At 59.2% G+C, this 25608-nt stretch carries 22 protein-coding genes and 1 tRNA gene; 18 read left to right on the top strand and 5 right to left on the bottom strand.

From position 1 onward, the window contains the following. The 3 genes from QZ498_RS03330 to ureG are packed head-to-tail and all read left to right on the top strand — an operon-like array spanning position 1 to position 1731. On the top strand, positions 1–474 hold the full coding sequence (locus QZ498_RS03330; RefSeq protein WP_294620214.1) for an urease accessory protein UreE: 474 nt from the start codon (positions 1–3) through the stop codon (positions 472–474). Then, positions 464–1111: an urease accessory protein UreF gene (locus QZ498_RS03325; protein WP_294620213.1), complete on the top strand. Its 648-nt coding sequence runs from the start codon at positions 464–466 to the stop codon at positions 1109–1111. The genes QZ498_RS03330 and QZ498_RS03325 overlap by 11 nt, the downstream gene beginning before the upstream one ends. Continuing rightward, positions 1108–1731 carry an urease accessory protein UreG gene (gene ureG / locus QZ498_RS03320; RefSeq protein ID WP_294620211.1) on the top strand — a complete coding sequence of 208 codons (624 nt, stop codon included), beginning with the start codon at positions 1108–1110 and terminating at the stop codon, positions 1729–1731. Before QZ498_RS03325 ends, ureG begins: the two co-directional genes overlap by 4 nt. Before the next feature lie 470 nt (positions 1732–2201). Here ureG and QZ498_RS03315 read toward each other — a convergent pair whose 3' ends face one another. Beyond that, the gene (locus tag QZ498_RS03315; RefSeq protein ID WP_294620209.1) at positions 2202–2765 is read right to left on the bottom strand and encodes a recombinase family protein; all 564 of its coding nucleotides are present in this window, start codon (positions 2763–2765) and stop codon (positions 2202–2204) included. A gap of 500 nt (positions 2766–3265) precedes the next feature. On the opposite strand from QZ498_RS03315, the gene QZ498_RS03310 reads away from it, so the two are divergent. The 10 genes from QZ498_RS03310 (at position 3266) to cysG (ending at position 17277) form a co-directional block, all read left to right on the top strand. Continuing rightward, positions 3266–3850: an ANTAR domain-containing response regulator gene (locus QZ498_RS03310; protein WP_294620207.1), complete on the top strand. Its 585-nt coding sequence runs from the start codon at positions 3266–3268 to the stop codon at positions 3848–3850. Next, a complete protein-coding gene (locus QZ498_RS03305) occupies positions 3847–5022 on the top strand; it encodes an ABC transporter substrate-binding protein (protein WP_294620205.1) in 1176 nt (391 codons plus the stop codon). Before QZ498_RS03310 ends, QZ498_RS03305 begins: the two co-directional genes overlap by 4 nt. Before the next feature lie 270 nt (positions 5023–5292). Further along, complete coding sequence (locus QZ498_RS03300) at positions 5293–6660, top strand: CmpA/NrtA family ABC transporter substrate-binding protein (RefSeq protein ID WP_294620203.1); 1368 nt, start codon at positions 5293–5295, stop codon at positions 6658–6660. Between the two features lie 71 nt (positions 6661–6731). Next, the gene (locus QZ498_RS03295; RefSeq protein ID WP_294620201.1) at positions 6732–7808 is read left to right on the top strand and encodes an ABC transporter permease; all 1077 of its coding nucleotides are present in this window, start codon (positions 6732–6734) and stop codon (positions 7806–7808) included. A 5-nt stretch (positions 7809–7813) separates the two neighbouring features. Then, positions 7814–9493, top strand: coding sequence for an ABC transporter ATP-binding protein (locus QZ498_RS03290; RefSeq protein ID WP_294620199.1), 1680 nt, complete (start codon positions 7814–7816; stop codon positions 9491–9493). A gap of 4 nt (positions 9494–9497) precedes the next feature. Beyond that, complete coding sequence (nirB, locus tag QZ498_RS03285; RefSeq protein ID WP_294620197.1) at positions 9498–11930, top strand: nitrite reductase large subunit NirB; 2433 nt, start codon at positions 9498–9500, stop codon at positions 11928–11930. Next, on the top strand, positions 11927–12256 hold the full coding sequence (gene nirD, locus QZ498_RS03280; RefSeq protein WP_294620195.1) for a nitrite reductase small subunit NirD: 330 nt from the start codon (positions 11927–11929) through the stop codon (positions 12254–12256). Before nirB ends, nirD begins: the two co-directional genes overlap by 4 nt. Next, positions 12256–14886 (top strand): nitrate reductase, encoded by a 2631-nt coding sequence (locus tag QZ498_RS03275; RefSeq protein WP_294620254.1) that lies wholly within the window; start codon positions 12256–12258, stop codon positions 14884–14886. Before nirD ends, QZ498_RS03275 begins: the two co-directional genes overlap by 1 nt. Further along, positions 14883–15833, top strand: coding sequence for a glycosyl transferase family protein (locus QZ498_RS03270; RefSeq protein WP_294620193.1), 951 nt, complete (start codon positions 14883–14885; stop codon positions 15831–15833). Before QZ498_RS03275 ends, QZ498_RS03270 begins: the two co-directional genes overlap by 4 nt. A gap of 13 nt (positions 15834–15846) precedes the next feature. Continuing rightward, positions 15847–17277, top strand: a complete 1431-nt coding sequence (cysG, locus tag QZ498_RS03265) for a siroheme synthase CysG (RefSeq protein WP_294620191.1) — start codon at positions 15847–15849, stop codon at positions 17275–17277. A gap of 429 nt (positions 17278–17706) precedes the next feature. Here the strand turns inward: cysG and QZ498_RS03260 are convergent. From QZ498_RS03260 to QZ498_RS03245, 4 genes are all read right to left on the bottom strand, one after another. Continuing rightward, positions 17707–17782, bottom strand: a tRNA-Thr gene (locus QZ498_RS03260). Positions 17783–17826: 44 nt separating this feature from the next. Beyond that, positions 17827–19314: a heme biosynthesis HemY N-terminal domain-containing protein gene (locus tag QZ498_RS03255; RefSeq protein WP_294620189.1), complete on the bottom strand. Its 1488-nt coding sequence runs from the start codon at positions 19312–19314 to the stop codon at positions 17827–17829. Positions 19315–19331: 17 nt separating this feature from the next. Further along, positions 19332–20639 (bottom strand): hypothetical protein, encoded by a 1308-nt coding sequence (locus tag QZ498_RS03250; RefSeq protein WP_294620188.1) that lies wholly within the window; start codon positions 20637–20639, stop codon positions 19332–19334. A gap of 59 nt (positions 20640–20698) precedes the next feature. After that, a complete protein-coding gene (locus QZ498_RS03245; protein WP_294620186.1) occupies positions 20699–21427 on the bottom strand; it encodes a uroporphyrinogen-III synthase in 729 nt (242 codons plus the stop codon). A gap of 71 nt (positions 21428–21498) precedes the next feature. Here QZ498_RS03245 and tsaD point away from each other — a divergent pair, with 71 nt between their 5' ends. The 5 genes from tsaD to QZ498_RS03220 all read left to right on the top strand — a co-directional run bounded on the left by tsaD (position 21499) and on the right by QZ498_RS03220 (position 25572). Then, positions 21499–22593 carry a tRNA (adenosine(37)-N6)-threonylcarbamoyltransferase complex transferase subunit TsaD gene (tsaD, locus tag QZ498_RS03240; protein ID WP_294620184.1) on the top strand — a complete coding sequence of 365 codons (1095 nt, stop codon included), beginning with the start codon at positions 21499–21501 and terminating at the stop codon, positions 22591–22593. Beyond that, positions 22590–23549, top strand: a complete 960-nt coding sequence (locus QZ498_RS03235; RefSeq protein WP_294620182.1) for an NAD(P)H-dependent glycerol-3-phosphate dehydrogenase — start codon at positions 22590–22592, stop codon at positions 23547–23549. Before tsaD ends, QZ498_RS03235 begins: the two co-directional genes overlap by 4 nt. Next, a complete protein-coding gene (locus QZ498_RS03230) occupies positions 23550–23822 on the top strand; it encodes a YciI family protein (RefSeq protein WP_294620180.1) in 273 nt (90 codons plus the stop codon). Then, positions 23822–24250 (top strand): EVE domain-containing protein, encoded by a 429-nt coding sequence (locus tag QZ498_RS03225; protein WP_294620178.1) that lies wholly within the window; start codon positions 23822–23824, stop codon positions 24248–24250. The genes QZ498_RS03230 and QZ498_RS03225 overlap by 1 nt, the downstream gene beginning before the upstream one ends. A 635-nt stretch (positions 24251–24885) precedes the next feature. Continuing rightward, positions 24886–25572: an adenylate kinase gene (locus QZ498_RS03220; protein WP_294620176.1), complete on the top strand. Its 687-nt coding sequence runs from the start codon at positions 24886–24888 to the stop codon at positions 25570–25572. Positions 25573–25608: the final 36 nt, after the last annotated feature.

Here is a 25608-nt window from a genome sequence, read left to right as displayed (position 1 = left end):
ATGACAAAGTTGCCCATCGCACAAACCCTGCACCGCAAAGGCCACTGGACCGGCCCGGCCCAAACCTGCACGTTGGACTACGACGCGCGCTTTTTGCGCCGCAAACGCCTGACCACCGACGAAGGTCAGGGCTTTGTCGTCGATCTTGCACAAACCACTTCGCTGGATCACGGCGATGCCTTGGAAACCGACACGGGCGCGCGGGTGATGATCTGTGCGGCGGCTGAAAACGTGCTTATTGTCACGGGCAACAACCTTGCCCGTCTGGCATGGCATATCGGCAACCGGCACACGCCTTGCCAAATCGAACACGACCGGCTGCTTATTCAGAACGATCCGGTGATTGCCCATATGCTTGAACATCTGGGCACCAATCTGACCGAGGCCAAGCTACCCTTCACCCCTGAAGGTGGGGCCTACGGCCATGGCCGGACCCATTCGCACGAACACGGGGCAACAGCCCATGCCCACTGATCCAAGGCTGCTGATCCTGACGCAATGGCTTTCGCCCGCATATCCGACAGGGGCCTTCGCGTGGTCACATGGGCTTGAGGCCGCAATTCACGCGGGATGGGTCCGTGATGCGCAATCGCTGGAGGGCTGGCTGGAAGACCTGCTCACCGATGGCTCTGGCCGGTCCGACGCCATATTCATTGCCCTAGCTGCAACCTGTAGCCACCCCAAGACGCTGCGCGGGATTGATGACACCGCGCGCGCCTTATGCGCCGCCTCCGAGCGTATTAAAGAAAGCGAACGCCAAGGCGCGGCTTTTGCCCGTATCACTCGCACGGTCTGGGAATTGGACCTGCCAGATTGCCTTATGCCGGTTGCCCTTGGGCGCGCGGCGCATTTGGTGGCCCTCCCTAAGCGCGTAGTTACAGCACTGTATTTGCAAAATTTTTGCTCCAACCTGATCGCGGCTGCGCAACGCCTAATGCCGCTTGGTCAGACCGACGGTCAGATGATCCTTGCCCGGCTGGGTCCGCTTTGCGCCTCTCTTGCCGCCGAAACCATAAGCGCCCGCGAGGACGATCTCTATTCAAACTGCTTCTTGTCGGACATCGCGGCTATGAAACACGAAACAGTAGAACCAAGGCTTTTCCAATCATGACACAAATGAACGGTCCTGTACGTATCGGTATAGGAGGCCCGGTCGGGGCCGGAAAAACGACGCTCACCGCCCGGCTGGCCGAACGGCTGAAGAAAGATTTCTCAATCGGGGTCATTACCAACGACATCTACACCCAAGAGGACGCCGAGGCCCTGATGCGGATGCAAATTTTGCCATCAGACCGGGTGATCGGGGTCGAAACCGGCGGCTGTCCGCATACAGCAATCCGCGAGGATGCCAGCATCAACCTTGCTGCCGTGGCCGAGATGCAATCCCGCCATGTCGATATAGACATCGTGTTGATCGAATCCGGTGGCGATAACCTTTCGGCCACCTTTAGCCCGGAACTGGCCGACCTGACAATCTATATCATCGACGTCGCCGCAGGCGAGGAAATACCCCGCAAAGGCGGTCCCGCCATCACCCGGTCGGATATCCTCGTGATAAACAAGGCCGACCTTGCCCCCCATGTCGGGGCCTCGCTCGACGTGATGCAGCGCGACGCCACCCACATGCGCAATGGGCGGCCATTTGTCATAACCAGCCTTAAGAACGGGTGCTGCGATACCGAAATTGTTGATTTGATATTTGAACATGCCGGTTTGCAACGGAGCGCCTGATGGGTTTCAATTGCAAGGGGGAATAGAAGTCTGAATGGGAAGCGCATTGCTTTGAGCGTATCACTCAGCAAGGGAGATGCCATTTGAAATTGACCTTATTGGTGCGGCTGAACGAAGGCTTTGATGTCCGAGCAAAACAGCGGCAACTTGCGCGCCATATTTGCGAGGGCTAACTGTGGCCGCCAAGGCGACATCTGGAGAAGCCTTAAAAGCGCACATGGCAGCAGCGCAAAAGCTGCCCAGCTGCTTGGACACATCTGTTGGAGGTTTGCAATGGGCCGATCACGTTCCGAATGGCGACGAAGGCTCCCGGCTTTGTAAAGCTTGCTTTTTCGCGCAGCTGCCCTTCGCCCACAGCGTGCCATTCGGCAAAGCAGGCTTAACGGAAAATTCGCTGCAAATTGCCAGAATGACCAAAATAATTTGTTGTCTACGCCAACTTCTAGCCCTTGTACCCGGTGAACTTAAGTTCACTCTGCCGGTTGATCTGCCAGTATCCGATAAACTGACGCCCTGCCGATACCGATGCGCTTTGCAATTTCGGTTGGCCCCACTCCCGACTTAGAAAGTTCCAACACTTCGGATGAATGCGCGCGCGCCGTGGCCTTACGCCCTTTGTATTTTCCTGCCGCTTTCGCCTTGGCTATACCTTCCCGTTGCCGTTCCAGCATAATCTCGCGCTCGAACTGAGCAATACTAGTCAGCATGTTGAGAACCAACCTTCCGTTCGCTGTGCTGGTGTCTATAGCACCGTCGAGTATCCGAAGAGCGACGTTCTTGGCTTCAAGGCGTTCCGTTATCTTGACTAAGTGGGAAACCGACCGGGCCAAGCGATCCAGTTTGGTGACAACCAAGACGTCCCCGTTGCGAGCAAAGTCTATCGCCTCTTCAAGTTTCTCACGATTGGCCACGTCGACTGACGAGACCTGTTCTGTGAAAACCTTCTCACAACCTGCGCCCTGAAGGTCTCGCTGCTGGGCTTCAAGTCCGGCTTTTTGGTCTAGCGTTGATGTTCTGGCGTAACCTATTAGCATGCAGGTGAACTCCTGTATCAAAATGTCTAAGACATATAGATACAAGTGTATCAAAAATCAAGATATAGCTTTTGTGAGACGCTTTTTGGCCGAACAGATACTGTCTCGCAGGGGCAAGGCCTATTGGGCACAACTTGCACTCTCGGCCCATAGCGGACCTCGGACGTTACCACTTACGCTGCAGTGCCGCCTCCCCGAACCGGACATTCGCGCAATGCTCAGCATATCTGGAGAGGAAATTACTGCTTCACAGAAGATTACCGACCTTAATAGACGTCGCTGGTCACAAGTAGGTCGGCCACGGGGGTACTTTATCCTTTCTTGCTGCTGAGATGCTGATCCTGTCAGACTAAGATCATCCGACAATCAACTCGCGTTGGGTTTTGAATGCGCCCATTTTCTAATCACCCAGATGAATCTCGCGCCAGGCTATAGAATTGCGCGGCACTCTGTATGCCCGTTTGTTGCTCGGAGGCCACCAAATTGTCATTTCGAACGCGATGGGTACAAAACTAACAATAGTCGTTGTCGAAGAGGATCGAGATCGCGCAATCGCGATTATAGATGCCTTGAAGGACAGCTTGGACTGCGATGTCTTCGTGATTTCGGGAGCCACTGGACTTGGCCGTAAGATTGCGGCGCATGCGCCCGATATCGTCTTGATCGACATAGACAACCCAACGCGCGACATGCTGGAAGAACTCACGCTGGCCTCTGGGCCCTTGGAGCGCCCGGTGGCGATGTTCGTTTCGGGGGCGGCGGGCGGATTGGCGCAGACCGCGATCGAGGCGGGGGTTTCGGCCTATGTGGTCGATGGGCTGTCGCCCGAGCGCATCAAGCCGGTGCTGGATACCGCCATTGCGCGGTTCCGCATGGTGCGACAGATGCGCAGCGAGCTGGCCGAAACGCGGCGTGCCTTGGAAGAGCGCAAGGTGATCGACCGCGCCAAGGGGCTTTTGATGAAGGCCAAGGGTATTGATGAGGATGCCGCTTATGCCCTGTTGCGCAAGACAGCGATGGATCAGGGCCGCCGCGTGGCGGATGTTGCCGAGGCGCTGGTCACGGCCTCGGGGCTATTGGGATGAAGACGGTGGATATCTCTGTGGCCTATATGCCCTTGGTGGATGCAGCCCCCTTGATAGTGGCCCAAGAGATGGGTTTTGCCGAAACTGAAGGTATATCGCTGGATCTGATTGCCGCGCCCTCATGGTCATCGGTGCGGGATATGCTGGCTTTTGGGCGTGTGGATGCGGCGCATTTGCTTTCGCCTGTGCCGGTGGCCATGGCCTTGCGTCTTGGCGGGGTGTCAACCCCGATATCGGCGGTGTCGATCCTGTCGGCCAATGGCAATGTTCTGGGGGTTGGGCGCGCCTTGGAAGAGACATTGCGCGCGACTGGATACGATTTTGATTTCAATGATCCGATTAAGGCCGCCGCCGCGTTATCCGCTGTGCGCGAGGGGCCAATCACCTTTGGCGTGCCGTTTCCGTTTTCCATGCATGTAGAGCTTTTGCGCTATTGGTGCGGCCATACGGAGTTGGGCGAGGATGGCATTGATATTCGCACCGTACCCCCACCCTTGATGGCCGAAGCCCTGGCCGCAGGAGATATCGATGCCTTTTGCGTTGGCGAGCCGTGGGGGTCGGTCGCGGTGGACCGCGGGCTTGGGGCGTTGTTGCTGCCCGGAAAAGCAATTTGGGAGTTCGCGCCGGAAAAAGTTCTGGCCGTGCGTACAGATTGGGCCGAGACCGAGCCTGACCTGTTGGGCCGCTTGATGCGGGCCGTCTGGCGGGCGGGGCGGTGGCTTGCCAACCCGGACAGCCGAAGTGCCGCAAGCGAAATACTGTCGCGCAAGGCCTATCTGGATGTTCCCGCGGAATTGATCGACCGGGCGCTTTCGGGGCATCTGTCGGTCTCTGGCTGCGGTGAGCAACGCAGGATTGAGCATTTCATCGAGTTCTACGCCGGAGCGGCGACCTTTCCGTGGCGCAGTCAGGCCAAATGGATTGCCCATCAATTGCTGCAACGCCACGGGGCGAGCGACGTGGTTTCGGTGGCACAAGCGGCGGGTGTCTTCCGAAGCGATCTGCATCGCCGTCACTTGGACGCGACCGGGGCGGATTTACCCGGGGCATCGGAAAAACTGGAAGGCGCGATTCGTCATGCAACCGCCGTTGCGTCAATGAAAGGCGGGATCAGCCTGCTGCCGGATGCGTTTTTCGATGGCCAAATTTTTGATCCAAACGAATGTGAGTGATGCATTTTTAGGCAATCGCCGCTGCGACATCGCTTTGTTGGGGCCGGCTTTCACGCTTTCAGCGATTTTTGCTTTGCCAAAATGCTGCGCTGCCGCATGGTGATTGCATCAGCCCACAACGGGGTGAGCTGATCCGAATTTTCCCACCGACAGGGACTTCTTGAGCAAGGCCGCTCGCGCACCGCTGATTTTCAGCGGTCTGTGCAGTGGCCTTTTTTGCGTTTGCCCGGGTCTCCTTCTTCCTTCCCGGGCACATCGAAAGGAAAAACGATGAAAAACCTTCTTTTTGGGCTGGCCGCCTCGACTGCGTTGCTGAGCCCTGCGTTCGCCGAAATGCTGCAACTAGAAAAAGATGAACTGACCTTCGGTTTTATCAAGCTGACGGATATGGCGCCGCTCGCTGTGGCCTATGAAAAGGGATATTTCCTCGACGAGGGCCTGTTCGTGACGCTTGAGGCGCAGGCCAACTGGAAAGTCCTTCTGGATGGCGTGATCGACGGGCAACTGGACGGTGCGCACATGCTGGCCGGTCAGCCGCTGGCCGCCACGATCGGCTTTGGCACCGAGGCGCATATCATCACGCCCTTTTCCATGGACCTGAACGGCAATGGCATCACCGTCAGCAACGAGGTCTGGGAAAAGATGCTGCCGCACATCCCGAAAATGGACGATGGCCGCCCGCAGCACCCGATTTCCGCCGAGGCGCTGGCCCCGGTGGTGGAAGAGTTCAAGGCCGAGGGCAAACCGTTCAACATGGGCATGGTCTTCCCGGTGTCGACGCATAACTACGAGCTGCGCTATTGGCTGGCCGCCGGTGGTCTGCACCCGGGCTATTACAGTGAGCAGAATATCTCGGGTCAGATCGACGCCGATGTGTTCCTGTCGGTGACGCCGCCGCCGCAGATGCCCGCCACCTTGGAGGCTGGCACGATCCATGGCTATTGCGTGGGGGAACCGTGGAACCAGCAAGCGGTCTTCAAAGGCATCGGTGTGCCGGTGATCACCGATTACCAACTGTGGAAGAACAACCCCGAGAAGGTCTTTGGTATCACCGCCGAGTTTGCCGAGGAAAACCCCAATACCACGCTGGCGCTGACCAAGGCGCTTATCCGGGCCGCGCAGTGGTTGGATGAAAACGACAACGCCAACCGCCCTGAAGCGGTCGAGATCCTGAGCCGTTCGGAATATGTGGGGGCCGATTACGAGGTGATCGCCAACTCGATGACCGGGTTCTTTGAATTCGAGAAGGGCGACAAGCGCGACATTCCCGATTTCAACGTCTTCTTCCGGCACAATGCGACTTATCCCTTCTATTCGGATGCTATTTGGTACCTGACGCAGATGCGCCGCTGGGGCCAGATTTCCGAACCCAAGGCAGATAGCTGGTACGACGAGGTCGCCAAATCGGTCTACAAGCCTGAGATCTATCTGGAAGCGGCGCGGATGCTGGTCGATGAGGGTCTTGCCGATGAGGCGGACTTCCCTTGGGACAGCGACGGTTACAAGGCCCCGACGCCGGCCGAGGATATCATTGACGGTATCCCCTACGACGGCCGCGCGCCCAATGCCTATCTCGACAGCTTGCCGATTGGCCTGAAGGGCGAACAGCGTGTCGTCGGCACCGAGGTCGAAGGCTGACCAAAGCGTTGCACCGCGCCTTGATCCCCAAAGCGCGGTGCACCCGATCCCTGACATCAAGGACTATTCCCATGACAACCGTCGACCCCGATTTCGCAAATGCAGAGGCAAAAGAGGCCCGGCGCGCGCGCCTCTTCACCCGCATCAACGCCGCCGACAAATGGTTTCAGGTGCTTGGCCTGAGCTGGATGACGCCCGTTCTCAAAGCCGTGGCCGGGGACAACCCTCAAGCGCAGTTCAAGGAGATCTGGCGCCTTCTGGCAGTGCCCCTGTTGGCGATCTTTGCCTTTCTGCTTCTATGGGGCAGCTTGGCCCCCAAGGTGGAAACATCGCTGGGCGCGGTGCCGGGACCGGCGCAGGTTTGGCAAGAGGCGGTCAACCTGCACGAAGACGCGCAGGCCAAGGCCGAAAAACGCGCCGAATTTCAGGCCAAGGTCGATCAGTTGAACGAACGGTTGATAGCCAATGGCCGCGAACCAAAGGAGCGCGCCTATACCGGCGCCCCCAGCTATTACGAGCAAATCTGGACCTCGATTCAGACGGTGTTCTTTGGCTTCCTTCTGGCCACGGTGATTGCCGTGCCGCTTGGCATCCTTGCGGGGCTTTCGCCGACGGCCAATGCGGGCCTCAACCCGTTGATCCAGATTTTCAAACCGGTTTCGCCTTTGGCGTGGCTGCCGATCGTGACGATGATTGTCTCGGCGCTGGCCGCGACCGAGGGCGGGCTGTTTCCGAAAAGCTTTATCATCTCGGCGGTGACGGTGACGCTGTGTTCGCTTTGGCCCACCTTGATCAACACGTCGCTGGGCGTGGCGAGCATCGACAAGGATTTGGTCAATGTCTCGAAGGTTCTGAAAATGAACACTTGGACCAAGATCACCAAGCTGGTCCTGCCCTCGGCGCTGCCGCTGATCTTTACCGGGCTGCGCCTGAGCCTTGGTGTGGGTTGGATGGTTCTGATTGCCGCCGAGATGCTGGCCCAGAACCCCGGCCTTGGCAAATTCGTCTGGGATGAGTTCCAGAACGGATCAAGCTCTAGCCTTGCCAAGATCATGGTTGCGGTCTTCACCATCGGGATCATCGGCTTCTTGCTGGATCGGGTGATGTACGCGCTGCAATCCCTTTTCACCTTTACGAATAACCGGTGAGCGACATGAGCATTCTGAAGTTTGATAACGTCAGCAAATCCTTCGGCGAAGGCACGCATAAGACGAATGTGCTCAAGGATATCGACCTTGAGGTGGCCGAAGGCGAGTTTCTGGTGATCCTTGGTTTCTCGGGCACTGGCAAGACCACCTTGATCAACCTGATGGCGGGGCTGGAACGCCCCACCACGGGCAGCGTCACCTTCAAGGACGCCCCGATCACTGGGCCAGGCCCGGAACGCGGTGTGATCTTTCAAAGTTACTCGCTGATGCCGTGGCTGACGGTGAGCGGCAATGTCGGCCTTGCAGTGGAGACGGTTTTCCCAGGGCTGAGCAAGGCCGAGAAAGCCGAGAAGGTTGCGCATTACGTGGATATGGTGGGGCTGAGCCATGCCGCCAGCCGCCGCCCGGCGGAATTGTCGGGCGGGATGCGGCAGCGGGTGAATGTGGCCCGCGCACTGGCCATGAACCCCGAAATGCTGCTTCTGGACGAGCCGCTTTCGGCGCTGGATGCGCTGACGCGGGCCAATCTGGCCGACGAGATCGAGCATATCTGGGAGGCCGACAAGAAAACCTGCGTTCTGATCACCAACGACGTGGACGAGGCGATTATTCTGGCCGACCGGATTATCGCGCTGAACCCAGATGGAACACTGGGTGAGGAATTCATAGTCTCCATTCCGCGCCCGCGTGAACGCAGTGCCATGAACGCTGATGACACATTCAAGCGGCTGCGGGCAAATGTGACGAAATACCTGATGGATGTGGGGATCGAAGCCAAGGTGGAAGGCACCCGCGAATTGCCGGATGTAACGCCCATTCATGGCGTACCGACTGCGGTGCAGGATGCCCAAAAGGGCCTGATCGGGTCTCGGTTCCTCGACTTTTCGCAGCTTCATAAGGTTTATCCCACACCCAAGGGGCCGCTGACCGTGGTCGAGGATTTCGACCTCAAGATCGACCGGGGGGAGTTCATTTCGCTGATCGGGCATTCGGGCTGTGGTAAATCCACGGTGCTGACCATGGCCGCCGGGCTGAACGAAATATCCAAAGGTGCCATCAAGCTGGATGGTCGCCACGTCGAGGGGGCCGACCCCGAACGCGCGGTGGTCTTTCAATCGCCCAACCTGTTTCCCTGGCTGACCGCCAAGGAGAACGTGGCGATCGGGGTGGACAAGGTTTATCCCAAGGCCTCACAGGCCGAGCGCCAGGACGTGGTGGAATACTATCTTGAGCGTGTCGGTCTTGCCGAGGCGATGGACAAGCCCGCCGTTGATCTGTCGAACGGTATGAAACAGCGGGCCGGCATTGCGCGCGCCTTTGCGCTGTCGCCCAAGCTTTTGCTTCTGGATGAACCGTTCGGGATGCTGGACAGCCTGACGCGCTGGGAGTTGCAGGAAGTTCTGATGGAGGTCTGGAGCCGCACCAAGGTGACGGCGATCTGTGTCACCCATGACGTGGACGAGGCGATTTTGCTGGCGGATCGGGTGGTGATGATGACCAACGGCCCGCAGGCCACGATTGGCAAGATCACGAAGGTCGACTTACCGCGCCCCCGGACCCGCAAGGTCCTGTTGGAGCACCCCGATTACTATGCCTACCGGCAAGAGGTGCTTGATTTCCTTGAGGAATATGAACACGGCGCTAAGCCCAAAACATCAGCCCCAAAACCCATAGCGGCGGAGTGAACCCATGACACAGAAACTGGTTATAATCGGGGCGGGTATGGCCTCGGGCCGGGTGATCGAACATTTGGTCGAAGAAAACGCCGGCGCCTTTGACATTACGCTGTTCAATGCCGAGCCACGCGGCAATTACAACCGCATCATGCTCTCGCCCGTGCTGTCCGGCGACAAGACCTATGAGGATATCGTCACACACGGTGCCGATTGGTATGAAGCGCATGGCGTCACCTGCCGCTTCGGCGAGCATGTGGTGAAGATCGACCGCGAGATGAAGGTTGTCGAAGGTCAGAACGGCTATGTGCCCTATGACAAGCTGATCATCGCTACCGGCTCGGCCCCGTTTTTAATTCCCGTTGAGGGCAAGGATTTGCCCGGAGTCATCACCTACCGCGATCTGGACGACACCAACGCCATGATCGAGGCCGCGCAAAAAGGCGGCAAGGCCGTGGTGATCGGTGGCGGTCTTTTGGGCCTTGAGGCGGCTGCAGGTCTGGCTGAGCGGGGCATGGAGGTCACTGTGCTGCACCTCATGGGCCATCTGATGGAGCGGCAGCTGGACGAGGCCGCCGGATACCTCCTGCGCCGCGATCTGGAAAAGCGCGGGATCACGATCATGACCCAAGCCTCGACCGCCGCCATTCTGGGCGAAGATAGGGTCGAAGGTGTCATGTTGGAGGATAACACCGCGCTGGAGGCCGATTTAGTCGTCATGGCGGTGGGGATCCGGCCCGAAACTCGGCTGGCCACCGATGCCGGGGTCGAGGTGGCCCGCGGCATTGAGGTGAATGCCCAGATGCAGACCTCGGACCCGAATATTTACGCCGTGGGCGAATGCGTGGAATTCGACGGCCATCTGTTTGGCCTTGTCGCGCCGCTTTACGATCAGGCGAAGGTGTTGGCCCATACCTTGATGGATCAACCCGATGCCTTTGTGGTCAAGGATATTGCCACCAAGCTGAAGGTGACTGGCTGTGACCTGTTCAGCGCAGGCGATTTCGCCGAGGGTGACGGCCGCGAGGATATCGTTTTTCGCGATCCGGCGCGCGGTATTTACAAGCGTTTGGTGATCGAGGGCGATCATCTGGTTGGGGCGGTGATGTATGGCGACACCGCCGACGGCAATTGGTTTTTCGGGCTGATCAAGGACGGCACCGAAATTGATGAGATGCGCGAGACGCTGATCTTTGGCCCGACCTTTCAGGGGGGCGAACAAGCGGACCCTCTCTCAGCCGTTGCAGCCTTGCCGCGTGACGCGGAAATCTGCGGTTGTAACGGCATTTGCAAAGGTAAGATCGTGGATGCCATCGAAGGCGGGGCGACGGACCTTGGGGCCGTCAAGGCACAGACCAAGGCCAGCGCCTCCTGCGGGACCTGTACAGGGCTGGTTGAGCAGCTTTTGCAGGTGACTTTGGGCGATGACTTCGAAGCGCCGACAGCGCAGCCTGTTTGTGGCTGTACCGACTTGAGCCACGAGGATGTGCGCCGCCTGATCAAGTCGCAGGAGCTGAAATCGCAGGCGGCGGTTTGGCAGGAGTTGGGGTGGAAAACGCCCAATGGCTGCCATGCCTGCCGCCCGGCGGTGAATTTCTACCTGCTGGCCGACTGGCCGCTTGAGTATCAGGACGATCCGCAAAGCCGGTTCGTCAACGAGCGCAAGCACGCCAACATCCAGAAGGACGGCACCTTCAGCGTGGTGCCGCGCATGTGGGGCGGGATCACCAACCCCGATGAATTGCGCGCCATCGCGGACGCCGCCGATAAATATAACGTGCCCACCGTCAAGGTGACCGGCGGGCAGCGGATCGACCTTCTTGGGGTCAAGGGCGAAGACCTGCCGGCGATCTGGGCGGACTTGAATCGCGCGGGGCTGGTCTCGGGTCATGCCTATTCCAAGGGGCTGCGCACGGTGAAAACCTGCGTCGGGACCGATCATTGCCGCTTTGGCACGCAGGACAGCACGGGCCTTGGCATCAAGCTGGAACAGGCGCTTTGGGGGTCTTGGACGCCGCACAAGGTCAAGCTGGCTGTCTCAGGTTGTCCGCGCAATTGCGCCGAGGCGACCTGCAAGGATGTCGGCATCGTCTGCGTCGACAGTGGCTATCAGGTGAGTGTCGGCGGTGCTGCGGGTATGGACGTGAAGGAAACCGAGCGCCTGATCGACGTGCCCACCGAGGAGGAGGCCATCGCGGTGACGATCGCCTTCGTCCAGCTTTATCGTGAAAACGCAAAGTATCTTGACCGACCCTATAAGTGGCTTGCCAAGGTCGGGTTGGATTGGGTGAAAGAGCGCATCATGGACACCGATGAGCGCGCCCGACTGATCGAGGCGTTTGAGCTTTCGCAATCCATCTACCGCAAGGATCCATGGGCCGAGCACGCGCAAGAGCGCGCGTCAAGTTATGCGCCCTTGGCGGATCTGACATTGGAGGCCGCAGAATGAGCTGGATCGACATCGGACATATCGACGACATTCCCCCGCGCGGGGCGCGGGTGGTGAAAACGCCGGTGGGTTGCGTGGCCCTGTTCCGCACCGCCGAGGCCGAGGTGTTCGCCGCATCGAACACCTGCCCGCACAAGGGCGGCCCACTTTCCGAAGGGATCGTGCATGGGCAATCTGTGACCTGCCCACTGCACAACTGGGTCTTTAACCTCGATACCGGCCAAGCCGATGGCGAGGACGGGCGCATCGCCACCTATCCTGTGCGTCTGGAGGGCGCGCGTATCTTGCTGGATGGTGAGGCCGTGGGCAAAAGGAGTGCCGCGTGATGGATGGCACGGGCCTGCCGGAGACCCGCTCGACATGCCCTTATTGCGGCGTGGGCTGCGGGGTACTTTTGCGCCCCGATGGGCAAGGCGGGCTGGATGTACGCGGTGATCCCGAACATCCGGCGAACTTTGGGAGGCTGTGTTCCAAGGGCTCGGCGCTGGCCGAAACCGTGGGGCTGGAGCATCGCCTGTTGGCGCCGCAGGTCAATGGGCGCGAAGCCGGTTGGGACGAGGCATTGCAATTGGTGGCGGATCGGTTCGCCGACACCGTCGCGCAAAATGGCCCCGACAGCGTGGCGTTCTATGTCTCGGGTCAATTGCTGACTGAGGATTATTACGTCGCCAACAAGCTGATGAAAGGCTTCATCGGCTCGGCCAATATCGACACCAATTCGCGGCTCTGCATGGCGTCCAGTGTGGCAGGCCACAAGCGCGCCTTTGGCACAGATACGGTGCCCGGCACCTATGAGGATTTGGATGAGGCCGACCTGGTGGTTCTGGTCGGCTCCAACCTCGCCTGGTGCCACCCGGTGCTGTACCAGCGCTTTTTGGACACGCGAAAAAAGCGCGGAACGCGGATCGTTGTGATTGATCCGCGCCGCACGGCAAGCTGCGACGGGGCCGATATGCATCTGGCCTTGCAGCCCGGCAGCGATGTGGCGCTGTTCAACCGCTTGCTTGCCACGCTTTATGAAGGTGGTGCGTTGGACAAGGCCTATATCGCTCGGACGCAAGGGTTTGACGCGGCTTTGGCTGCGGCGCTGCGCGACGACGTATCTGTCACCGGTTTGAGCGACGACGAGATCACCGCCTTTTGTGAGCTTTGGATGCAAAACGAAAAGGTGGTGACCATCTATAGTCAAGGCGTCAACCAATCGACCAGCGGTTCGGATAAGGTCAATTCCATCCTCAACTGTCACCTCGCCACCGGCCGCATCGGCAAGCCGGGCATGGGGCCGCTTTCGGTCACCGGGCAGCCCAATGCCATGGGCGGGCGCGAGGTTGGCGGCTTGGCCAATATGCTGGCCTGTCACCTTGATCTGGAAAACCCCGATCATCGCGCAGCTGTGCGCGATTTTTGGGATGCGCCGAGCATCCCAGAGGCCCCGGGTCTCAAGGCGGTGGATATGTTCCGCGCCGTGGGTGACGGGCGGATCAAAGCCCTGTGGATCATCCACACCAACCCCGCCGTGTCGATGCCCGAGGCCGACGCGGTGCGCGACGCGATCGAGGGCTGCGATTTCACGGTGGTCAGCGATATCACGGCGGCCACAGATACGGGGCGGCTGGCTGATGTTGTGTTGCCGGCCACGGCATGGGCCGAAAAAGATGGCACCGTCACCAATTCCGACCGCACGATCAGCCGCCAGCGCAGCGTTCTACCCGCCCCCAAAAACGCTCGCGCCGATTGGGCCATTCTGGCCGAGGTCGGGCAGCGCATGGGCCATGACCGGGCCTTCGATTATGACAGCCCGGCCGAGATTTTCGGCGAATATGCGGCGCTGTCGGGGATTGCAGGACGGTTTGGGCGGGATTTCGATATCTCGCGCCTTTCGCAGTTGAACGACGCGGACTACGCGGCACTTGCACCGATCCGCTGGCCTGTCACGGCGGCGCGCGAAGGCGGTCGCTTTTTTGCAGACGGTCGTTTTTTCCATGCCGATGGAAAGGCGAGGTTCGTGCCAGTAAGCTATAGGCCGCCGGCCTCGAAAACCGGGCCGCGCTATCCATTTCGCCTCAACACCGGGCGGCTGCGGGACCAGTGGCACACCATGACCCGTACAGCCCTTAGCCCCCGCCTGTCTGCCCATATGCCAGAGCCGTTTGTCGAGTTGCACCCCGAGGATGCCACGGCCCAGGGCATTGAGCCCGCCGATCTTGTGGAGCTGCAAAGCCCCCACGGCCGGGCAATATTGCGCGCGCGGATCACCGACACGGTGCAGCCCGGACAGGTCTTCGCCCCGATGCACTGGACCGGGCAAACCGCGCCGTCGGCCCGGATTGATGCGCTTGTCGCTGCGATGACCGACCCGGTGTCGGGTCAGCCGGAAAGCAAGGCCAGCGTTGTGGCGCTGTCGCGCTTCGAGGCGGATTGGTACGGCTTTGCCGTGTCGCGTGCCGAAATGACGCCAAAGGCCGAATACTGGGCCATGGCCCGCACCAAGCACGGCTATCGCGCGGAGTTAGCGGGCCTTACGCCTTGCAAGGATTGGGAGGAGGAAGCCAAACGCCTGTTCGATGCGCCCGGCGCCGAGGTGACATCGGTCTTGGATGCAGGGCGCAGTGTGGCGCGTGTGGCCTTGTACGAGGCTGGCGCATTGATCGGTGCGGTCTTCGTGGCGCCGCGCCCGGTGGCGGTGATGCGTGACTATCTGATGGGATTGCCGGGGGGCGCAGCCGAAGCTGTGCTTCAGGGGCGCCCGGCGGCGGATGTTCCGAACCCGGGGCCGGTTCTGTGTTCGTGCCTCGGTGTTGGGGTGAATACCATCGTCGAGGCAGTCGAGAAGCAGGGGTTGATTTCGGTCGACGCGATTGGGGAGGCCTTGGGGGCGGGCACAAATTGCGGGTCGTGCCGCCCCGAGATCGCAACCCTCTTGCAAAACCTGCGCAGACCGGAGGCGGCACAATGAGCCTTGCAGAGCATGTCCGCACCTTGGGGCGTGGCCCCGGACGGTCGCGGTCTTTGACCCAAACCGAGGCCTATGACGCCATGCATCTGATGCTGTCGGGCGATGCGGCGCCGGCGGCGGTGGGCGCGCTATTGATGCTTTTGCGTATGAAGGGGGAAACCGCCGAGGAAATCGCCGGGCTTGCCTGCGCGGCACAGGCCAGCGCACCGCGTATTGAGGCGGTCGATCTGGATTGGCCAAGCTATGCGGCGGGGCGCACCCGCGGGGCGCCGTGGTTCCTGTTTTCCGCCGCCATGGTGGCGCGGGCCGGACACCGGGTTTTGCTGCATGGCTGGAACGGGGCGGACCAAAAAATTCGCGAGGGGCTTCAAACCGCAGGCATCAAAACTGCGCGCACTGCCGATGAGGCCAATATCCTGCTGGATCGTCATGGCATTGCCTATCTGCCACTTGAAACCCTGCATCCCGCACTTTTTCGCCTTTTGACGCTGCGCGACGTGTTGGGCCTTCGTTCGTGTATCAACACGGTGTGCCGCATGTTGAACCCGGGGCGCGCGAAGGCCAGCGTGCAAGGGGTTTTCCATCCGTCCTATCGGCTACTGCAAGCTGATGCCGCCGCCCTATTGGAGTGGCAGAGCCTAAGCGTGATCAAGGGCGGCGGCGGTGAATTTGAACGTCACCCCTCCAAACAAATCGCGGCGTTTGGGCTGCGGCGCGGGCGGCTCTATCAATCGGTCCTGCCTGCCTTGCTGGATGAAACACGGCGGCTCTCCTCGGCGTCAGCCCCGCCACTGATCGCGGCACGGCAGCCTCACAGCCTACCGGCCTTTGAGACGCAAACCATTGTCGGCACTGCGCGGTTGGCGCTTGAGACACTTGGCCACTCGGATGCAACCGAACTGGCCACCTCGCTTTGCACCGCGTCGGCCCCTCTCCACCCCGCTTGAAAAGGATACAGCCATGAAAGCCTTCCCTATGTTCATTCGTACCAGCGGCCGCCGCGTTGTGATCGTGGGCGGTGGTGAACAGGCCGCCCAGAAAACCCGGCTGATGCTGAAAACTGACGCCCGCATCGTGCTTGTTGCTGCCCTCCTTGAGCCTGAGCTTGAGGGTGTTGTGGCTGAGGGTAAGGCCGAGCATATCCCCGCATTATCCGCCGAGGTTTTCAAAGACGCGGCAATGGTCTTTGTCGGAACCGGATGCCCAGGATTTGATGCGGCCGTGCATGGCGTGGCCAAGGCCATGGGCTGCGCCGTGAATGTGGTCGACCAGCCCGAGTTGTGCGACATGACCACGCCTGCGATCGTTGATCGCGATCCCATCGTCGTCGCCATCGGCAGCGAAGGCACCGCGCCGGTCCTGACGCGCGATATCAAGACCCGACTGGAACGGACGCTACCGCAAAACCTCGGGGGGTTGGCCGCCTTGGCCGGACGCTTGCGCCGCAGTGTCGAGACTCATGTGCCCCGGCCACAGCGCCGCGCGCTTTGGGCTTGGGTTTTCAAGGGCGCACCGCGTGACCTTTGGGTGCGCGGCGGGGAGCGCAAGGCCGCGCGTCAAATCAAAACGGCGATCGCCGCAGGCGCAGCCCCGCAAGATGCCGCACAAGGCTGTGTCTCGCTTGTCGGCGCCGGGCCGGGTGCGCGGGATCTGATGACCCTGCGCGCGGTGGAGCGTCTACAGGAGGCTGATGTTATCTTTTATGACCGTCTGGTGGACAGTGAGGTTCTGGAATTGGCGCGTCGCGACGCCGAACGGGTTTTCGTTGGCAAACATGTTGGCGCTCATAGCTGGCCGCAGGAGCAGATCAACCAGATGATCGTGGCCGAGGCCCTTAAAGGTCGCCGTGTGGTGCGCCTCAAATCGGGGGATCCGGCGATCTTCGGACGCGCCAGCGAAGAGATCGAAGCGGCTAAGGCCGCAGGTGTGCCGGTTGAGCTGGTCCCCGGCGTGACGGCGGCTTCGGCGGCGGCCTCTGCGCTCGGCCAAAGCTTGACCGAGCGCGGGGTTGCCAACACCTTGGTTCTGGCGACGGGGACAGGACATGAAAAAGACCCACTGCCCGATTGCACACGTCTTTCCGGGCCGGGCACGACGACAGCGTTTTATATGTCGGTCGGGCAAGCCGCTCGGATATCAGAATCGCTCATGCGGCAAGGCTTGCCAGCACAGGCGCCCGTCCAAATCGCAGTGGACTTATCGAAGCCCAGTCAACGGCTGTTGACCACCGAGGTGGCGAGGCTGGCCGAAACGATTGCACAGCAGACCATAATGCGATGTGCGGTTTTGCTTGTGACCTGGCCCGAGAACCAAGAGGCTCAAAGTACGCCTTTCGGCACCGAAAGGCGTGAAGCTCCGATTCAGGCGTGGAATGAAATTGAAGTTGTGTGAAGCTCTTCTCCTGCAGGTCCATTCGACACGAAGCATGATGATCAACATGGACCAATCGCAAAGGCATCACCTTTCTTGGAGGACGAAAACAGTCGAAAACCACAATTTGAAAGGTCAAAAAACCTTCTGATTGGTTCCAACTGCGACTTGCGCATATCGCTACAAAGCTAACTTTCGGCTTGGTGCCGCCTTGCAGCAATTCCAAGAAAAGGGTCATACAAAAGGGTACTGGATGTCGGCTTCCAGCATCTATCTTTGATCCAATCGCAGGTGCAGAGAATAACCGGTTTCCGCCCTTGTTGCAGAATCCCCCTCATTCCTGTCCTTCACGGAAAATCATAAGAAAAGACTTATGGTGGGTATAATGGTGGATTATAATATGCAAAAATTTGTTAAGTAACGAAAATATATATATTTTTATCAATTTTGTGGTGCCGGTGATAGGACTCGAACCTACGACCCCATCATTACGAATGACGTGCTCTACCAGCTGAGCTACACCGGCACTCGGAGCGCGGCTATAGCACCGCGCGCGCCCCTGTGGAAGCGTTATTTTTCAGCTTTTTCTTCGGGCGTGTCGCCTTCGTCTTCAACGATCTCGGCATCCACCACGTCGGCATCCGCCTCAGATTCCTCGTTGTCGCCCAACGACTTATCCTCAACTGCTCCGACGATCAGTGGCAGCATTTCAACACCGGTGGCGGTGCTGACCGCTTGGGCTGGCGGCGATTTCCACGACAGGGTGTCGAAGGATTCACAATGCTCACAAACCGGCGCCCATTCGGCGTGGATATGGTGGCAGTTGTCGCAAACCCATTGCGGCCCACGCGGCGCCGACAGCGCCCGCGCCAGCCAGCCCTTGACCACCGCGTCCGAGGCGCCTTCGCCCCGCTCCACGGCCGCCATAATCGTCAAAGCCCGCGCATCCGGGTCGCCTTCGGCCAAATCGCCCAAGGCGCGCCGCGCCGCCGGGAAGTCTTCCGCAGCGATGTGCAGCTCGGCTTCAAGCAGTTTGGTTTCGCGATTATCGGAATGAACGCGAAGCAATTTGTTGAAGCGTTTCAGACGCTTATCTGGTGACTCATCGGGCTCAATCTCGGCAAAGGCTGCCGCCAGATCAGGGTGTGGTTGGGCATCCCATGCCTTCTTAATGACCCGCGTCGCATAGCGTTTCGAGCCTTGCTCGATATACCCCCGCGCGGCCAGAACAGCGGCTGGGACCAGATCGGGCGACAGGCGATTGGCCTCGATCGCGGCTTCCCGCGCCTCGATGCTCTGACCCTCTTCAAGAACCTCGCGCGCTTCCGACAAGGCCAGAACCGCATCGCGCCGCTTGTGCACATCCCGTGGCAGGGTGCCGTACTTCAGCTTGGCATTCAGGGTCTCGCGAGCGCCTTTCCAATCCTCGGTCTTGGCCTGCAACTGCAGGAGCGAATCCTGTACTTCGGCATGCTTGGGCTTCAGGGCAAAAGCCGTCTGCGCCAGCTTGAGCGCCGTTTCGGTCTCGCCGTCCGACAGCTTCTGCTTCAGCAGCCCCCGGACGCCAACGAAACGGGTATTCTCGTTTTTCAACAAACGTTTATAAACTGCCTCGGCCTTTTTACGATCACCGGACATTTCAGCAGCCTGAGCCGTGATCAGGTTCGTCAGGGCAGGCTTCTTCAGATATTTCTCGGCCTTGTTGGCCTTGCTCATTGCCACGTCACCTTCACCCGATGCCAAAGCAAGCAACCCCTCGGACAAGGCGCGATAACCTTTTTCCTGCCGGTTGCGATCAAAGTACCGCGACAGGGCCGTCTCATCGCCGTTGATGAACTTCAAAACGGCAATCAAAAGACCGGCCAGCTTCAGGAGAATCCAAATCGCCAGCACCAAGAGCAACAGCGCGATCACGGTCATCATCGGGCTGAGGTTGAACTCATACCCCGCCATGACGATCTGTACCCCGCCGTCTAGTTCCAGCAGGAACCAGGCGCCATAGGCGGCAGCAGCAACCAGGGCGCCGAAAACAACTATTTTAATTATCGACCAAAGCATAAAACGCCCTTTCAGGTTCAGTTCAGGTTTTCGCCAAGCGCTTGCGCGGCAGCGATGGCATCCAAGCGCTGAGCCGCAGCGCCGGACCAATCGGACAACTCGGCACGGCCTTTTTCGGGAAGCCCCTCCAGTTCCGCCAGTGCATCCGTCAATCGGCCTTCCCGCAAGGCAGCTTCGGCGCGACTTAGCACCGCATCAGGGCTGTTGCCTTCTTTCGGTTCAAGCGAACGACCGCCCAGTTGCGCAAAAAGGAAATCGGAAAACCCGCCGTTTTCACCCTCATTCGTAGCGACAGAACGCGAGGCGCCAAGTGCCCGCCGTGCCGCGTCGGGGAAGCTTTCTTGCAATGCCGTAAGAGACGCCACGCCTTGATCAGCGACGGACGCAAGCGCCTCTGGCACCTCGACTCCGGCGGATTGCAAGTCGGCCAGTGCCGGGGCAAAGCCGGTGCCTGCATCCAATGCTGTTTGGATACGTGTCAGCGCCGCACGCCGCATGGTGGCCTGTGCCGTGGCCTCGGCGTTTTCTTCCAGTTCACGCGCCTCAGCGGTCATGGCTTCGATTTCGGAACGCTGTGCTGCCATTGCATCCTGCAAGGCGCGCAATTCCCGCTCATAAGCGGCGACGGCAGAGTCCGAGGCCCCTTGGGTTATCGGGCGTTGTTCAACGTCGGTGAGGCGCGAGTCGAGCGTGGAAAGCTGGCTTTCGATATCTGCCAATTGGTTGGAAATATCAGAGACAGAGGCCGCGATCGATTCCTGTGCTGTTTCGATACCGCTCAGGTCAGGGCCTTGTACGGCTGTGTCGAGCTTGCTGTCGAGATCGGCGATCCGGGCGGCTTGTTCGTCAAGCGTAGCTTGTAGGTCGGCGGTTGTCTTGTCTTCGGATTGAGCGCCGAATGGTAGGAATCCTTCGGGCAGATACTGCGCGGCACCGATACCGATGGCCGCGGCGGCAATCCCGCCAAGCAGCATTGGAAAGAACCCGCCCTTGCGTATGACGACCTGTTTCTCGGCGGGTGGCGTGGGTGCCATCGGCTCTGGCTGGGGCGAAATATCATCATCGCTTGACGACTTATCACTGGCCAGCTCGAGTTCTGCGTCTGCGTCTGCGTCTGCGTCTGCGTCTGCGTCTGCGTCGGGCGTTGCCTCATTATCCTCGGATACACCCTCTTCCGGCTTGGTGTCAGAAGAGCTTTCATCCACGTTGGCGTCGTTCGGCTCAATCTCGGTGGCTTGAGTGTCTTCGGACAGCGGAGTTTCCGTGTCAGTCGCAGGGTTTTCTTCCACCGTACTATCTTTTGACGATTTGTTTTTTCCAGCCACTATAAAACACCCTTTCGAATCTTGCGCGCGCTGCGCATCTTTGGACCTTACTGCGCAGGTTAGCGGCCCTCAAGTCGGTTGGCTTTGATCCAAAGCTGTTCAACGGTCTCTTGCATCGCATCCCCATTGGGGACCTCTGCGACGACCATGCGATTAACGTAGGGCTGTGGTACCTGGTCGGCCACGGCTTGGCTTATTGCAACGATGGTCAGGTCCGCTCGCCAGTTTGCCTGTCGCGCTTGGGCAAAGAATAACCCCGCACTGCGTGGGGAAAACAGGGGAAGAATAACTTCCCCTCCCCGTTCCAAGATTCGTTGAGCCTTAGCGCTGAGTGGTCTTGGTTGCTGGTGGTATAAAACGGCCTCCAGAGTCTCTATTCCGGCGTCAGACAGAGTTTTGGCCAGAGGGGATGCGGCATGCTCTCCCCTTATATAAAGACAAGGCGCAGGCGGAGACTCGGTTATGATTTGCTTTGTAAGCTGCTTGACATCGCCCTTTCCAATCGTAACGCGCAGGCCGATGGCGCGTGCTGCCTCGCCTGTGGCAAACCCGACAGCATAGGCAGGGATATCGCGCTTATCAGTGAGGTTGGCAAAGGCTTCGACCCCGTTGCGAGACGTGAAGATCAGCGTGCCGAAGGGGGCGAGGTCAGGCAAATGGGCGCAGGTTTCTATTTGCATGATGGGCGATGTACAAACCGTACATTTTTTGCCAAGTTTTGTACGTAATGCCGTAGCAAACTCTGAACCTGCAGGATCGGGTCGGGTGATCAGGATGCTTGGCGTCATCTGGTGTCCGCAGTTGTCTGTGTCACCCCTTGGTGTTACCTGCCTGACAACACTCATGCAACGGGCACACCATGGACCAGACCCTGACCATTCTTGGCTTGGAGAGCAGCTGTGACGACACGGCGGCGGCTGTCGTGCGGGTTGGAGCCGATGGAGCGACGGTCTTATCTTCCGTCGTGCATGGCCAAACCGCGTTGCACCAGGATTTTGGCGGTGTTGTGCCCGAAATCGCGGCGCGCGCCCATGCCGAGAAACTGGATAGTTCGGTTGCGGGAGCGATGTGTGAAGCCGAGGTTGGCTTTGGCGATCTGGATGCTGTGGCTGTCACGGCGGGGCCGGGCCTGATTGGTGGGGTTCTTTCGGGTGTGATGTGCGCCAAGGGGATTGCCGCAGGTACGGGCTTGCCTTTGATCGGCGTAAACCATCTGGCCGGTCATGCCCTGACCCCGCGCCTGACCGATGGGGCCACCTACCCCTACCTGATGCTTTTGGTGTCGGGCGGGCATTGTCAGTTCCTGATCGTGCGGGGGCCCGAGGATTTTTCGCGGCTGGGCGGGACCATCGACGATGCGCCGGGCGAGGCCTTTGACAAGGTCGCCCGCCTGTTGGGCCTGCCGCAGCCCGGTGGCCCGGCAGTGGAGCGCGAAGCCGCTCAGGGTGACGCAAAGCGGTTCAAGCTGCCCCGCCCGCTATTGGATAGGCCGCAATGCGATATGTCCTTTTCTGGTTTGAAGACTTCCGTACTGCGTATCCGGGATGCCTTGGTGGTGGAAAAAGGCGGGCTGACCCGTCAGGATCGGGCCGATTTATGCGCGGGCTTTCAAGCCTCTGTCGTGGATGTCTTGGCTGAGAAAACCCGGCGGGCCATGAGGCTTTACATGGACGAACAGCCGACCAAGCCAGTGATTGCCGTGGCGGGAGGTGTTGCCGCAAATAAGGCTATTCGTGGTGCATTAGAGACTGTTTCCACAGATTTTGGCGCGGCGTTTCTTGCACCACCTTTGTGGCTTTGTACCGACAACGCGGCCATGATTGCCTACGCGGGGGCAGAGCGTTTCGCGCTGGGCCATCGTGATGGTATGGACCTTATGGCGCGGCCACGCTGGCCCTTGGATCAAAACAGCCCTGCGATGTTGGGCAGCGGAAAAAAGGGGGCCAAGGCATGATCACGGTGATGGGTGCAGGGGCTTTTGGTACGGCTTTGGCGGTTTCTCTGTCCAGAGACTGCCCTATCCTGCTCTGGGCACATGATCCACGGCACGTCGAGGAGCTTCGGAGAACCCGGGAGAACGAACGCCGCTTGCCCGGTGTACCCCTGTCGGAGAATATTACCTTTTCGGCAGAAGTTGAGCCAAAAACCGACCAAGACATCGTCCTCTTGGCGGTGCCGATGCAACGCCTGCGCGGTGTTCTGGAACAGCACCGTGAGGCGTTGGCGCAGGCGCGTCTTGTTGCCTGTTGCAAGGGGATGGAGTTAAGCACAGGACTTGGCCCCGTTCAGATCATCCATGAAGTTTGCCCCGGATCGAGGCCTGCGATTCTTACGGGGCCTTCCTTTGCATCAGACATTGCCAAGGGGCTGCCGACGGCTCTGACCTTGGCCTGTGCCCATGAGGCCGAGGGGGAAACACTCCAAAAAGCTCTTACCACGGCGAATTTGAGACTGTATCGAACGACTGACACAATAGGAGCCGAGCTTGGCGGAGCCTTGAAGAATGTCATGGCAATCGGCGCCGGTGTGGTTATGGGGGCAGCCTTGGGCGATAGTGCGCGCGCGGCCCTGATGACACGCGGATTTGCCGAGATGACGCGGATGGCGGTGGCGGTTGGGGCTGAGCCCGAGACATTGTCGGGGCTGTCAGGGTTTGGCGATCTGGTTCTGACCTGTACCTCCGAGCAATCGCGAAACTATCGATTTGGGTTGAGCATGGGGCGAAACGAGACCTTTGATTCGTCGGTGACCGTCGAAGGTGCCGCGACTGCGCAGGCCGTTCAAAGCCGGGCGCAGGCGCTTGGCCTCGACATGCCGATTACGGCTGCGATCACCAGGTTGATCGCTGGGGAATTGCGGGTGGATCAGGCCATGGATATGCTTTTGTCACGACCATTGAAGGAAGAATAAATGCTGATTGCCCTGATTGCCCGCGACAAGCCCGGTTCTCTGAACATCCGTAAGGCCAACCGGGATGCGCATCTGGCCTACATTGAAGAGACTGGTGTGGTCGCGGAAGCCGGCCCGCTTTTGAACGATGCGAATGAAATGATTGGCTCTCTAGTCATTTTGGAGGTCAACGACATGGCTGCGGCGCAGGACTGGGCCAAGGATGATCCCTATGCCAAGGCGGATCTTTTCGCGGATGTAGAGTTGATCCCTTGGAAGAAGGTGATTGGTTGATGCGCTATTGGCTATTCAAATCCGAGCCTTCGACTTGGAGCTGGGATGACCAGCAAGCAAAGGGTGACGCGGGTGAGGAATGGGATGGCGTGCGCAACTATCAGGCCCGCAATTTTATGCGTGAGATGGCGATAGGTGACCGTGGCTTTTTCTACCATAGCCAAAAAGAAAAGGCCGTGGTTGGGATCGTTGAGGTGATTGCCGAGGCGCACCCCGATAGCACAACGGACGATCCGCGCTGGGAATGTGTGGATATCAAGGCGATAAAGGGTGTGAAAACACCTGTGACACTTGACATGATCAAGCATGACGAACGCCTGGCTGATATGGTTCTCGTCAATAATTCGCGACTATCGGTGCAGCCGGTTACCGAGGGCGAGTGGTGCATAATTTGTGATATGGCAGGCGTGGCGGCCCAAAAAAGCTGAGCGTGGATATGATGAACGGAGGGTATTCGGCGGATGCCGGTACCCTCCGTTACCCCACGTGCTCCCTACACACCACACGCGTCTTTGGAATGGGTTCCGGCCATCCTGGCCTGTTGCGCCCCACACTAACTTATTCCGACAGTTGCGCCAAACACGAAGTGCAAAGGATGCAGTTCAAATTGGCTGGTTTGTCCGAATTCTAAAGTGCATGGCTTCAAACATTTTCCACAAGGCCATGATTCGAACGGCGAGATGCCTGTTCCGTGTCGGTTTGCCATCGATGAATGTATTAAACGGGCGCGATGCTGCATCGCAGAGTTTAGCGATTTTGAACAGGGACTTCTCTCCGATATCAGACCTTTGATATCTATAAGAAATCCAAGAAAAAGTGAAAAAATTTACAAAATAGGAATTACATCAGAAAAAATTTTCTCTAAAAAATCCCGCCTTAACAGGGGCATATTTCAAAATTTACATATTTCATGTAGTGTATACGAATGGATACACAAGTGGGGCCGCCCAAGTCGCAACAATCTTGCTGCGATGCCGCTATCGGAGGAGCGCGGAGGGTACCCTAAGATGGATTACGCGGCTGTGACCCGGGTGGTTCGAAAAGGGACAGGAGGACTCAACCGATGGACGGAACGAAAGCGCCGCAATCTGCGGCCAATCTTATTCTTTTAGGGCCGCCGGGCGCGGGCAAAGGCACGCAGGCGCGGATGCTGCAAGAGCGGTTCGGCCTTGTGCAACTGAGCACCGGTGACCTTTTGCGCGCAGCCGTTGCCGCGGGCACCGAAGCAGGCAAGCAGGCGAAAGCCGTCATGGAAGCCGGGGATCTGGTGAGCGATGACATCGTCATCGCCATTTTGCGAGATCGTCTGGGTGATGATGACTGCGTGCGGGGTGTTATCCTTGATGGTTTCCCGCGCACCACCGCGCAGGCCGAGGCATTGGACGAGTTGATGGCCGAAAGCGGCAGCGAGATCGGTGCCGCGATCAGCCTTGAGGTGGACGACGCCGCCATGGTGACCCGGATTGCCGGGCGCTACACCTGTGGCAATTGCGGTGAAGGCTACCACGATGAATTCAAGCAGCCCCAAACCGAGGGCACATGCGACAAATGCGGTGGCACCGAGATGAAGCGCCGGGCCGACGACAATGCCGAGACCGTCTCGCAACGTCTGAAGGCCTATCACGCGCAGACCGCGCCGCTGATTGAATACTACGACAACAAGGGCGCGCTGAAGCGTGTCGATGCGATGGGCGACATCGACGCCATTGCAAAAGAGCTGACCGTGATCGTCGAACAGGTGGTCGCGTAAGGGAGAGCCGGTGGCGCACCCGCGCAGCCGGAAAAG

It is taken from the genome of uncultured Roseovarius sp. (assembly GCF_913057115.1).
In the GTDB taxonomy this organism is placed as follows: Bacteria; Pseudomonadota; Alphaproteobacteria; order Rhodobacterales; family Rhodobacteraceae; genus Roseovarius.
Note: the sequence above shows the minus strand (reverse complement) of the source record. Positions and strands in the feature narration are given on the sequence as shown.